An 11,906-nucleotide genomic window follows, 5' to 3' on the forward strand; every position below is an offset into this window, starting at 1 on the left:
GTGTTCCCTATCAGAGCCGTGGAAGACGACCACGTTGATAGGCCGGGTGTGGAAGTGCGGCAACGCATGAAGCTTACCGGTACTAATAGCTCGATCGGCTTGATCGTTCTCATTGACTGTGCTCATCCCCCGGCGACCGCATAGCGGTCGTCCGGATGATGCTTGACCTTTGTCCTGACGCGCCAATGGCGCTGCGGACGGCCCGCCAAACGATTGGCGACGGCCTCTGGCCTGTATGGGTGCCACAAGCGCCCTCGGGTGGAAAAGATCGAAGACGTGTTTAAACAAGCAGGCCTTCGGCCTGCACCAGCTTCTCAAACAAAAGTTGCGCTTTGCCGACCTGGTGGTTATGGCGGGGTGGCTGCACCCGTTCCCTTTCCGAACACGGCCGTGAAACGCCCCTGCGCCCATGGTACTTCGTCTTAAGACGCGGGAGAGTAGGTCGCTGCCAGGTCTGCAAAACGCAACTTCTTCAAAATCTTCTCAGCACATCCAACGGCCAAAAGCCGTCAAAAGGCCGCCCACAAAGCGGCCTTTCGTGTTACAATATCCCGCGGGGTGGAGCAGCCCGGTAGCTCGTCAGGCTCATAACCTGAAGGCCGCAGGTTCAAATCCTGCCCCCGCAACCAAACTTCCCCTTCCTCCATATCTCCGAAAACACAGATAGCAGTTATCGCTGGCGTGAAAGCTTCGCTTCCACTGGCGATGGTAGCTCGTCGTCCTGCGGACCATAACCTGAAGGCCGCAGGTTCAAATCCTGCCCCCGCAACCAAATCTCAAAAAAAGCCCGCCGCAAGCGGGCTTTTTCGATTCCAAAGCACGTCTGTGCGAGCACTCAGTTCCAGAGGACCGGGTTCGGATCCCTGACGTCGAGCGCATTCCGTGCCAGGAATTCCGCGGTCCGGACCGTCTCCAGAGCGCTCGCCGCCTCCCTGAAATATGGCAGGGTTTGCCAAAGCGCATGATCGCCGACGATGTAGAAGCGGCGCTTGGCGCGCGTGAGCGCCACGTTCAGGAGGTTTGGCTTGGAGGCGGCCCAGCTCGCCGCTCCACGATGATCGGCGTCGGCGCCGAGTACCATGAAAACGATATCCTCTTCCTTGCCCTGGAACGTATGCACGGTGCCTATCCGATCCTGAAGCCACTTCTGCAGTTTCGGCGGAGATGCGCCCGTATATCCGTCTTGCTCGATCCAGCGCGCCTGGGCCAAAGCCCGTCTCAGGCTGTTCTTCACTTCCTTGAACGGCGAGATGATGTAGAGGTCCGGCAATGCACCGGACCGGCGCCAGGTCGCGGTGAGGAGATCGACGATGAAGTTCGTCTGCTCCGCAACGGCCTGTTTGCCCGACACCTTGCCCTTGACGTCGATCCAGGCGCTGTCGCCATAGAAGGGCGGCGCGTCGCCGGCCGGGCGGCGCTCTGCCAGCCCGAAAATCATCTTGTTCTGGTAAGCGATCTGGTTGGCAAGGCTGAACATCGGATCGATGCAGCGTCGATGCACTCTGAGGGGGCTGCCGATCCAGAGTCCATCTGCTTCCTCGTCTTGAAGCGTTGTTCCGTAGCGATTGGCGGCATCGGCCAGCATCTGCACCGACACCCTGTTCGGCGAATATTGGCCTTGCGCCGTGTGAGGTGAGAGAGCCGATGCGGCGCCGATCAGTGCGCTCGGAAGGGTAAAGACCGGTTCGATCTGCTGGGGATCGCCGATCACCATGACGTGATGCGCCCGCAACAAAGCCCCGACGGCCGCCTGCGGCGCAGCCTGACCGGCTTCATCGATGAAGACCCAGCCGATCGAGCCGGCGTCGAGCCCGCGGAACTGCCGAGCGAAGGAGGCGAATGTCGTCGAGACGACGGGAACGACCATGAAGAGGCTTTGCCAGATCGATGCGATGTGTTTGTCATCGACGGGATTGTTGTTGGAAAGCAGCTTGCTGATGGCAACGATATTTCCACCGAAACCTCCGCCCTTCCGGCCGACCTCAGCCAGCCACGCTTCATGCAGCGTCAACGCTGCTTCGAACAATGCCGAACGCAGAGCCGCCAGTTCGTCGCCATGCCAGAGGCCGTCAATCTGCACCTGATCACCGTCGAGGTCGGCGAGGTGTTCCGGCGCGGCCGGATGATCGAGAATTTCTCCCAGCCGCTCGAGTTCTTCTGTCTTTGCAATCCAGATTTTTCGTCGCGACCGCAATGCCCGTTCGGCTTGGTCATGCGCCCGCAAAGCGCGTTCCAGCACGGGTTTCTCCGCCTTCGCGAGCCGATATTCGCATTCTGCCAGCGCCTTGCGCAGGTCCAGCTGCTTGCGCGCATTGGCGACGACTTCTTGCCGATGCTGCCGGGCAGGGTTGGTCGCGAGCATTCTCTTCCATCGCGCAGGCGCGCTGCGGTCGAGCAACTGTTTCTCCTCCTTCAAAAAAGACAAACTGTCCTTGATCCGGCCCATTTCGGCCACGACTTCGTCGCATCGGTGTTGTGCATGGCGAAGGTCGCCAGCGGCGGCAGCCAGCTTTTCCAGCGTTTCCCGGCAGAATGCATCCTGCGTCACCAGCGCAATTTCATCGCGGAGATCGGCATAGCGCGCATATTGGCCGATCTTGTCGCGAACCACGTCGTCAGCGGCATGGAAGGCGGCCGATGCTTCGGCGAAGGTCGGTCCCTCATAGCTCTTCAGCCATTCCCAGATGGTCTGGGGTTTTTCGGCGCCCGACCAGCCGGGTTTCGGCCTGTCGGGGATCTCCATGAAGGCGAAACGCTCCTTGAACGCTCGGCGATTCCTGGAATTGCCGAGCGCGCAGGCGATCAATCCCCAAGGGCGATCGCCGTCGGAGAGTTTGATCACGCCGCCATTGTCCTTCTGGCAGGCGACTTTATGAGCGACCGTCTGCAGATAGTGGAAGGACGACGTTTGCGAAATCGAGCTCTGCTTGGGAAGGTCGCGGGAGATGTTCTCGACGGCGGCGTTGTTGGAGGAAGCGACGATCATTTCGAATCCGGCGAGCGCCGGGATCAGCACCGATATCGAGGCTGTGCTGCGGTCGGCAAAAGTGATGCGGCGCGGCGCACCATCAAAGGCATCGCGTGCCGTCTCGAGGCGTCCCAAGATCCGGGCGCGCCGAACGATATTATCCGCGAACATGTCGCGCAGCAGGGTGGTCTTTCCGGTGCCGGGCGGACCGTTGACCGAGAACAGCCCAGTTTCCGACCGGTCGCCGATGGCTGAATTGATCGCGAACTGTTGCATGAGGCTCATTGTGTGGTGAGATTCGCTCAGCCAGCGTCCGCGATTGAGATTGGCGGGATGCAGGGCCCGAACGATTGCGGCGCGCCCATCCTGCGAATAGAGGTCGATGCGCTTTTCACGGGCCAGCGGGGTGAGATATCGCCTGAGCGGCTCCGGGACATTGCCCTGCTTGACGCGGACCATCGCCCGTTCGATGTCCTCGACGAAGAAGCTGTTCAGGATGCCGATGTCTTCTTCAACGTCTGCACTCTCGTCTTCCGCGTCGTCGGCATTGGGGGCGTTGTCCTCCAGTTGCGGCTGTAGCGAGATGAGATCGGGTCTCTCCGCTTTGTCCCGGTAGCGTATTTCGACGGCGGCAACCGGCATTTCCTGGCGCGAGGCAAAACCCGCCCAATCGCAGAGCATTTCGTGCAGCGCCAGAATTTCGGCGGCATCGATCGGCTGATCGGTGCTGGCCTCGAAGGATGAGGATGCCAGCTGTCGCTGCGCCCGAAAGTTTTGAAGCAATTCCGCCAGCTGCCGTTTGCTGTCGGCAAATGCCTCATGGCTGAGCGAGGCGAGCCCGGATTTCTGCACGCGGCCAAGAGCCCATGGAAGCGTGGAAACCGCAAAGGTTTCGAACATCGGCTGTCCCGGGGGAGTGAGCTGCAGGCTGGCAAAGCAGGTATCGCCGTCCAGATCGCTGCGTTCGGCATCCTCGTATTCGGCAATATCAGCCGCAACGCCATCGAAATGCCTGCGGATATCGGCAATTTCGGATTTGCTGAAAACGCCGAGGAACAAGGTAAAGCCGGTAATCTGCTTCTCCTCGGGTATTACAGGACGGCTGAGTGCAGCACCATCCTGCAACAGCGTTTTTGCGTGCAGCCAGAAAACGGTCCGCCCTTCCGCTGGGACAAGACGACGGGAGAGATCGTAAGGGATGAAAAACTCGATTTTGTGCCAGAAATCGAGAATGGCCAGAAGCCGTTCCCGTTCCGCCCTGTCTGCATCAGTCTGCATGACGTCTCGCTGAGGAGTTACGAAGTGGCTCTCTCCTGTTTTAGCAATGATTGCAGCTGAAAATCAAAGCATTCGGCCTCCGACCGACGCTTCCGCCTCTTGGCGCGGGGTGAGAAACAACTTGCGAGGGATTATCCGCCTTCACACACGTATAGCAAAGATGATATAAATATTACAATTGTACTGAAACACTACATTCCTTTGATTATCTATAGTGAGAGCAAATATAATCCTATAGTAACATCATAAACAAAATACAACCAAGGCGCGGTAATGTATCGCTTTTCGCCCCCCAATACTAATCACTTTGGGCCATTTCCTTCCTTCTCAATCCGTATTAACATAATTAAGAAATGTCTAAAGAAGACGGCGGTGACATCATGGGGGCGGCATTTCATACTATCTTATACCCGCCATCGCCTCACGTTTGAGTAAAGTGTAACGCTAGGGGAGGCGTATATGTTGATGACAGGCTCAGCAATGGAGAATACCGACCAGGTAATAAAGTCTAGCGCTTCCAGAGATAATATCGTTGTAGTTGCCAAGGCGGATCTTTTTTCAGAATGCATGGTAGAAGCGCTGGCAAAAAAATTCCCAAATTGTGACGTGCCAAGCATATCAAATACGAATCCGATGCTGGAAAAGGATACCAGCGATCTGAAGCTCGTTTTATTCTATCACATTCCGCAGCCTGAGCTTCAGGGGGCGTTGAAGGCGGTACGGGAAAATCACCCGGAGGCCTCGATCGGACTTGTGGTCGAGGCCATCGACATGTTGGAACCCTATGTCAGCCGTTTGGTGGAGGGAAGGATCATTGACGGTGTCCTGCCGCTCAACCTTCGGCTTGATGTCTTCATGGCTGCGGTGGATCTGCTGATGAAGGGCGGGGAGCATTTTCCTTCGGCGCTTCTCAATCGTCTCGCCAACAAGAACGCCCAGCTGGAGCCGTCACTCTATCAGACGAAATCGGTCGATGTTGCGCGCAACAACGCGCTCAAGCTGAGGCGCGACAGCATCTCCGCTTTGACGACCCGCGAGGTTCAGATCCTCGATCTCATCTGCAAGGGGACGCAGAACAAGATCATCGCCGACAAGCTGCATCTTTCCGAAAACACCGTGAAGGTTCATGTGCGCAACATCTATAAGAAGATGAACGTCCGAAACCGCACGGAAGCTGCGTCTCGCTTCTTCAATGAACATCCCGCCGGCGATGACGAGATGTCCAGCCGCTGGCGCAACTGATCGGCAGCGCAGCGCCTCTATTCAGACGCACAAGGGACGCTGCGCACGTTGAACCGCGCGATCATTTTATCCTTGCACTGGAGCCGATTCCGAGGATTCTCTTCAGATCGACGGACGCGCGAAGCAGCGCGACTTCTGTCCGAAGCCACTCGGAGAGCAGATATACGGGGCTGATCCGTGATAGGCGACGACGCCGGCCGGCGCCGCGGCCGGCCGTACGGCCCGGTTTTCCGGGTAGGCGTATGCCTTCGAGACGCGTGGCGCCTCGACGACGACGACATTCTTCTTCGCGACGGCGGCTATGTCCTCGTTAACGACCGCACAGGCTGTCGGTCCGACCGCAAGAAGCATCGTTCCCCAAGCAAACATCGCCATATGAAATAGACGCCGGCCTTTCGGCTGCGCTGCAGCTTGTTTTTTCGACATGGCCAACCCCTCGCATATGGCGCTTTCGGATGCAAGACCGGCCATACAGTTCCGCGCGGCCAGCCTTCAGTTCTTTTGTATCCCTTCTTTATTGAGCAAAGCTTGAGTGACGTGTGGATTCCCGTTCTACGTGAAAAAATATAGAAAATGATTAATCATTTGTTAGTTAAAAGAACAATTGTGTAGCTATATTGGATTGATGCTATTTTTAAAGTTGACCACGCTAACAATCTTAATATCATTAAAATAGTAATTCGGTTATCGAAAGAATAACTATAAAGTTATTCAAGATAAGATACTCGACAAGCCGAATATATATCAGGGTAATGAAGGTGCTCGGCGCCTGAATAAAATCAAAAGACTAAAATATGGGAAGGGGTTTGTAATGCGTAGTTTCGTTCCCGGCGCAGGCTATTCTGAAGTAGAAGACGTGCCGGTGCTCAAGAATCTGGGCACTGCTCTCGTCAATGGCGGAGCCGGTTTTCTTGGCTCGCATCTCTGCGAAAGGCTTTTGCTACGCGGTCACAGCGTCATATGCCTCGATAATTTTTCGACCGGCCGCCGTGTGAATGTCGATCATCTCCAGTCGAACCCCCGCTTCCGCATCATCGAGCACGATGTCCGTCAGCCTTTCGATATCGCAGCGTCGCTCATCTTCAATTTTGCCTCGCCCGCCTCTCCGCCCGATTATCAGCGGGATCCGGTGGGCACCTTGCTCACCAATGTGCTTGGTGCCGTCAACACCCTGGACTGTGCGCGAAAGACCGGCGCGATCGTCGTTCAATCGTCGACCTCGGAGGTTTATGGCGATCCGACCCAGAGCCCGCAGCGCGAAACCTATTGCGGCAATGTCAATCCGATCGGGCCGCGCGCCTGCTACGACGAAGGCAAGCGCAGCGCCGAAACCCTGTTCTTCGACTACCACAGGACCTACGGTCTCGACATCAAGGTCGGCCGCATCTTCAACACCTATGGACCGCGCATGCGCTTGGATGACGGCCGGGTTGTCTCCAATTTCATCGTGCAGGCGCTGCGCAATGCCGACCTGACGATCTACGGCGACGGCCAGCAGACCCGCTCTTTCTGCTATGTCGACGATCTGGTCGAAGGTTTTCTGCGTTTCTCGGCAGCCGGCAGCGCATGCCACGGCCCGATCAATCTCGGCAATCCGGGCGAATTCACCGTCCGGCGCCTGGCGGAAATCATCCGCGATCTCACGAATTCGCGTTCCCGCATCGTTCATTTGCCGGCTGTCGTCGATGATCCGCGCCAGCGGCGGCCGGATATTTCCCGGGCCATGACCGAACTGGGGTGGCAGCCTCAAATCGAGCTCGAAGCCGGCCTGGCGCGCACCGTCGAATATTTCGACGGCCTGCTTGCCCGGACAGAGAGGGCGGAGGCCGTATGAGATGTCCCGCTACATTCTCGTTACCGGCGGGGCCGGTTTCATAGGCAGTCATATCTGCAAAGCGCTGTCGCGCGCCGGGATGATCCCGGTGACTTACGATAACCTGTCGACCGGACATGCCGACAGCGTGCGCTGGGGCCCGCTCATCCGGGGCGAGCTTGGCGATGCGGTCGCGCTGCGCCGGACGATGGCCGAATTTTCGCCCGATTGCGTTATCCATTGCGGCGCCAACGCCTATGTCGGCGAATCCGTCGAGATGCCGAGGAAATATTACCGCAACAACGTCGTCGGCAGCCTGACGCTGCTCGAAGCCTGCCTCGATCAGGATATTGACCGGATCGTCTTTTCGAGCACTTGCGCCACCTATGGCGTTCCCGCCTCGTTGCCGATACGCGAAGAAACCCCGCAGCAGCCGGTCAATCCCTATGGCCGCACCAAGCTGATCTTCGAGATGGCGCTCGAGGATTTTGCCGCGGCCTATGGCATCCGCTTCGCCGCGTTGCGTTATTTCAACGCCGCCGGCGCCGATCCGGATGGCGAGCTTGCCGAGCGTCACGAGCCCGAGACCCATCTCATTCCCCGCGCCCTTCTCGCCGCCGCCGGCAGGCTGGAGCGGCTCGATATCTTCGGCACCGATTATTCGACCGCGGATGGAACCTGCGTTCGCGACTATATCCATGTCAGCGACCTCGCGCAGGCGCATTTGGCCGCCGTCAATCACCTGATGGCAGGCGGCGACTCGCTCAGCGTCAATCTCGGTTCCGGCCGCGGCACTTCGGTGCGCGAGATCCTAGCAGCCATCCATCGCACGACCGGCCGTGAAGTGCCGGTGCGCTATCGCTCCCGCCGCGCCGGCGACCCGCCGATCCTTTTCGCCAACACGGCAAGGGCAAAGGCGGAACTTGGCTTTGCGCCGACGCTCTCGGATATCGATACGATCATCCGCACCGCCGGTCCCACCTTCGGGCTGCAGGTGACGGCATGAGCGGCGCTTCGCCTATCGGCTATGGCCTCGCGCCGGCGAAAGCCGCCACCAGCACGCAAGCATTCGATCCGGTTTTCACCGGCCACAAACGCGTCGCCTATGGTTTCGGCATCCTCTGCTGGCTGGCCGCGCTCGGGTTTTTCTGGATCTGGTGGTGCCAGTCCGCCCATATCATTTCCTGGACTGCCTTCGCGCTCATCACTGCCGTGCTCGCCTGGATCACGCTCGTCCCGGCCTATTTCATTCTGATCTTCCTCGATGCAAGGACGATCAGTTCGCGCGTACGGCCGCCGGAAGGGCGGGTGGCGATGGTCGTCACCAAGGCGCCGTCCGAGCCCTTTGCCGTCGTCCGCGCCACGCTGCAGGCGATGCTCGATCAGGTCGGCGTCGAGTTCGATGTCTGGCTGGCCGACGAGGATCCCTCTGCGGAAACAAGGCGTTGGTGCGGGGAGCACGGCGTGCTGATCTCCACGCGAAAGGGCGTAGCGGAATATCATCGCACGATCTGGCCGCGCCGGACCCGGTGCAAGGAAGGCAATCTTGCCTATTTCTACGACCATTTCGGCTATGCGCGTTACGATTTCGTCGCCCAATTCGACGCCGACCATGTACCGACGCCGACTTATCTGCGGGAAGTCCTGCGCCCCTTTGCCGATCCTGACGTCGGTTATGTCTCCGCGCCCAGCATCTGTGACGCGAATGCGGCGGCAAGCTGGGCGGCGCGCGGCAGGCTCTATGCGGAGGCAAGTCTGCATGGTTCGTTGCAGACCGGCTACAACAATGGCTGGGCGCCCCTTTGCATCGGCTCCCACTATGCGGTTCGCACATCAGCGCTTCGTGAGATCGGCGGCCTCGGCCCCGAACTTGCCGAAGATCATTCGACGACGCTGATGCTGAATGCCGGCGGCTGGCGCGGCGTCCATGCGGTCGATGCGATCGCTCACGGCGACGGTCCGGCGAATTTCGTCGATCTCGCCGTCCAGGAATTTCAATGGTCGCGCAGCCTCGTCACCATCCTGCTACAGCATTCCCGTCGCTACCTCACCCACCTACCCTGGCGGCTGAAATTCCAGTTCGTGTTTTCGCAACTGTGGTACCCGCTTTTCTCCGCCGCCATGGCCGTGACGTTCCTGTTGCCGGTTGCCGCCTTGCTGACAGGTCATGTGTTCGTCAACGTAACCTATCCGGATTTCCTCCTGCATTTCGCGCCGATATCGATTGTGCTGACGCTGTTTGCCTTCTTCTGGCGGGCGACGGCAACCTTCAGGCCGCATGATGCGAAGCTGTTCGGCTGGGAGGGACTTGCCTTCATCTTCCTGCGTTGGCCGTGGTCGCTCGCCGGCAGCCTGGCAGCTGTTCGCGACCATATCTTCGGCTCTTTCGTCGACTTTCGCATCACGCCGAAAGGCCAGCAGCAACAGCAGTATTTGCCGCTGCGTATTGTGGCGCCCTATATCGGCCTCGCCGGTCTTTGCGCCGCCGCCATGGTGTTTGCCACCGATGTCGCCGCCGCCCAGGGCTTTTATATTTTCGCCGCGATGAATCTTTCGATCTATCTGCTGCTGACCGTGCTCATCGTCCTTCGCCATGCAATCGAGAACGGCCTGCCGCTGCTGCCGCAGTCTCGCGGGCTATGGTTGGCGACGGCGACGGGGCTCGCGATCTGCATCACCGGCGGCATGCAGGCTGGCAGCCATGGACTGCGCAGTCTCGAGGCTCTTTCTCACGGTCAGTCGTTCATCAGCTTCAGCCAATCGCAATATGCCGTAGCCGGGGCCGGTCTCGGTGGCGGCAAAACCCGGATCGTCAAATTCCGCCTGAGGTGGAATGGATTCGGACGAATGGGACGGGACGAACAGGGTGTTTGAGCCGGGAAACCGGCCAGTGTCGAGGAGGATGTCATGCGTATCGGATCGAGACTCTATGGGGCGGCCCTTGCTCTCAGCCTGTGCCTGCCATTGGCAGCGCAGGCTGCCGAGATCGCGAAGAAGAATGAGCCCACGCCGCTCAGCGCCTATGAGCTCTATCGGATCTATGGCGACAGGACCTGGACCTGGGACACCGGCGGCGGGCGCTTCATCGAGGATGGGCGGCGGTTTGTCGCCTGGGTGAACGACAAGGGCAAACAGTCCTTCGCCGAAGGCAAATGGGTCGTTGACGATCTCGGTCAGCTCTGCATGCGCGCCACCTGGACGAATGCCGAGGGTGCCGCGCGCGCCAGCACCTGTTTCGGTCACCGCAAGATCGGCAACACGATCTATCAACGGCGCCAACCGAACGGCAACTGGTACGTCTTTCGTCATTCATCGGTGCATCAGGATGACGAATTCCGCAAGCTTGTTGCGGCGGATACGGTCAGCGCCAAGGCACACGATCTGAAGCAGCTCCTGTTGGACCAGGAACTTGCCCGAAAAGGAGGGTGAGCCATGAAGAAGCTAAAGAAAAACCACCTCTCGACCGCCGCGATCGCGCTGCTGCTAGTGTGCCTCGCGGATCTGCCGGGCCGAAGCGAGGTGCAATATGCCGGCATTGCCCCAAATCAGGCATCCAGCATGCGAGAGATCATCGACAAGCGTCCGGTGGTTCATGCCGACGGCATCAAGTTCGGCGCCTATGACCCGCATGGGGATTTCGGCGCCCAGACGAATGTGACGACCGAAGCCCTGTTCCTGCCATGGGAAGACGTTGACCTGGAGACGCTGCGTGTCGCCGATGCCTATGCGCAGGCCAGAGGCCGCAATCTGCTGATAACCGTCGAGCCGTGGTCCTGGGACGTCGACTGGCGGCTGACCTCCGATCAGCTTCGCCGCAAGGTGCTGCGGGGCGATTACGACGTCAACATGCGGGCAATCGCGCAGATGATCTCTCAGCTGAAGAGTCCCGTCATCCTTCGTTGGGGCCAGGAGATGGAGGACAAGTCGGGCCGCTTTTCATGGTCCGGCTGGAATCCGGCCGATTACATCGCAGCCTACAAGCGGATGATGGATATCGTTCGCGACGAGGCGCCCGCCACCGAGCTCATGTGGTCGCCGAAGGGGGAGCCTGGCCTTGATGCCTATTATCCCGGCGATGATTACGTCGATCTCGTCGGTCTCTCGGTTTTCGGGCTCCAGCGCTATGACGAGCTTGCCTATAAGAAACATCGGACCTTTTCGGAGGCGTTGAAGCAGGGCTATGATCTTGTCGTCGGCTATGGAAAGCCCATCTGGGTCGCCGAGCTCGGCTACGAAGGCGGCGACGCCTATATGAGACCCTGGATCGAAACCGCGACGCTGAAACAAAGCGCCTTCCCGAACCTTCGGGAGGTGGTCTATTTCAATGACCGCGACGTGCATGCCTGGCCCTTCAATTTGGGCCGGCCGGACTGGCGCGTAGTCGAAAGCCTGGCAGCCAATTGAAGCATCTGAAGCGCTAATCCTTAAGATCGCACCGCGCTTCAATCAGGAGACCAGAAAGGCCCGCCGGGGTTTTGCGGGCCTCTCCATCCAGAGCACGATGCCGAAAAGTGTAAACGGTTTTCGGACGATATCATGCTCTAATCCTTTGATTGTGAATAGGATTCAGATTTTAGGCCAACCAGGCCTGAGATCATCCTGTTG

At 58.8% G+C, this 11,906-nt stretch carries 8 protein-coding genes, 1 tRNA gene and 2 rRNA genes; 9 read left to right on the top strand and 2 right to left on the bottom strand.

Features of this window, described 5'->3' with window-relative positions; all coding sequences use genetic code 11:
• The 3 genes from EFD56_RS03045 to EFD56_RS03055 all read left to right on the top strand — a co-directional run.
• Positions 1-107 (top strand): 23S ribosomal RNA (locus EFD56_RS03045); the annotation flags it as partial.
• Positions 108-339: 232 nt separating this feature from the next.
• Positions 340-454, top strand: a 5S ribosomal RNA gene (gene rrf / locus EFD56_RS03050).
• A gap of 98 nt (positions 455-552) precedes the next feature.
• Positions 553-629, top strand: a tRNA-Met gene (locus EFD56_RS03055).
• Positions 630-835: 206 nt separating this feature from the next.
• On the opposite strand, the gene EFD56_RS03060 is transcribed toward EFD56_RS03055, so the two are convergent.
• Entirely contained in the window at positions 836-4,246 is a 3,411-nt protein-coding gene (locus EFD56_RS03060) for a DEAD/DEAH box helicase (protein ID WP_126904605.1), read from the bottom strand.
• Positions 4,247-4,705: 459 nt separating this feature from the next.
• Here EFD56_RS03060 and EFD56_RS03065 point away from each other — a divergent pair, with 459 nt between their 5' ends.
• A complete protein-coding gene (locus EFD56_RS03065; protein ID WP_126904606.1) occupies positions 4,706-5,488 on the top strand; it encodes a helix-turn-helix transcriptional regulator in 783 nt (260 codons plus the stop codon).
• 102 nt (positions 5,489-5,590) lie between these two features.
• Here the strand turns inward: EFD56_RS03065 and EFD56_RS03070 are convergent, their stop codons facing one another.
• Complete coding sequence (locus tag EFD56_RS03070) at positions 5,591-5,914, bottom strand: hypothetical protein (RefSeq protein ID WP_126904607.1); 324 nt, start codon at positions 5,912-5,914, stop codon at positions 5,591-5,593.
• Positions 5,915-6,299: 385 nt separating this feature from the next.
• Between EFD56_RS03070 and EFD56_RS03075 the strand changes: the two genes are divergently transcribed.
• Genes EFD56_RS03075 through EFD56_RS03095 form a run of 5 tightly spaced genes read left to right on the top strand, consistent with a single transcriptional unit; the run spans position 6,300 to position 11,705 of the window.
• Positions 6,300-7,322 (top strand): UDP-glucuronic acid decarboxylase family protein, encoded by a 1,023-nt coding sequence (locus tag EFD56_RS03075; protein WP_037142516.1) that lies wholly within the window; start codon positions 6,300-6,302, stop codon positions 7,320-7,322.
• Position 7,323: 1 nt separating this feature from the next.
• Positions 7,324-8,307, top strand: a complete 984-nt coding sequence (gene galE, locus EFD56_RS03080; RefSeq protein ID WP_126904608.1) for a UDP-glucose 4-epimerase GalE — start codon at positions 7,324-7,326, stop codon at positions 8,305-8,307.
• The gene (locus tag EFD56_RS03085) at positions 8,304-10,175 is read left to right on the top strand and encodes a glycosyltransferase family 2 protein (protein ID WP_126904609.1); all 1,872 of its coding nucleotides are present in this window, start codon (positions 8,304-8,306) and stop codon (positions 10,173-10,175) included. The genes galE and EFD56_RS03085 overlap by 4 nt, the downstream gene beginning before the upstream one ends.
• Before the next feature lie 33 nt (positions 10,176-10,208).
• Positions 10,209-10,730 carry a DUF995 domain-containing protein gene (locus tag EFD56_RS03090; RefSeq protein ID WP_126904610.1) on the top strand — a complete coding sequence of 174 codons (522 nt, stop codon included), beginning with the start codon at positions 10,209-10,211 and terminating at the stop codon, positions 10,728-10,730.
• 3 nt (positions 10,731-10,733) lie between these two features.
• Positions 10,734-11,705, top strand: coding sequence for a glycoside hydrolase family 26 protein (locus EFD56_RS03095; protein WP_064824635.1), 972 nt, complete (start codon positions 10,734-10,736; stop codon positions 11,703-11,705).
• Positions 11,706-11,906: the final 201 nt, after the last annotated feature.

The organism is Rhizobium phaseoli, from assembly GCF_003985125.1.
Classification (GTDB): Bacteria; Pseudomonadota; Alphaproteobacteria; order Rhizobiales; family Rhizobiaceae; genus Rhizobium; species Rhizobium phaseoli.

What these genes read in the sequence shown, in the direction of transcription:
- EFD56_RS03060 (WP_126904605.1), bottom strand. Translation starts at nt 4,246, where the DNA reads ATGCAGACTGATGCAGACAGGGCGGAACGGGAACGGCTTCTGGCCATT.
- EFD56_RS03085 (WP_126904609.1), top strand. Translation starts at nt 8,304, where the DNA reads ATGAGCGGCGCTTCGCCTATCGGCTATGGCCTCGCGCCGGCGAAAGCC.
- EFD56_RS03070 (WP_126904607.1), bottom strand. Translation starts at nt 5,914, where the DNA reads ATGTCGAAAAAACAAGCTGCAGCGCAGCCGAAAGGCCGGCGTCTATTT.
- EFD56_RS03075 (WP_037142516.1), top strand. Translation starts at nt 6,300, where the DNA reads ATGCGTAGTTTCGTTCCCGGCGCAGGCTATTCTGAAGTAGAAGACGTG.
- galE (WP_126904608.1), top strand. Translation starts at nt 7,324, where the DNA reads ATGTCCCGCTACATTCTCGTTACCGGCGGGGCCGGTTTCATAGGCAGT.
- EFD56_RS03090 (WP_126904610.1), top strand. Translation starts at nt 10,209, where the DNA reads ATGCGTATCGGATCGAGACTCTATGGGGCGGCCCTTGCTCTCAGCCTG.
- EFD56_RS03095 (WP_064824635.1), top strand. Translation starts at nt 10,734, where the DNA reads ATGAAGAAGCTAAAGAAAAACCACCTCTCGACCGCCGCGATCGCGCTG.
- EFD56_RS03065 (WP_126904606.1), top strand. Translation starts at nt 4,706, where the DNA reads ATGTTGATGACAGGCTCAGCAATGGAGAATACCGACCAGGTAATAAAG.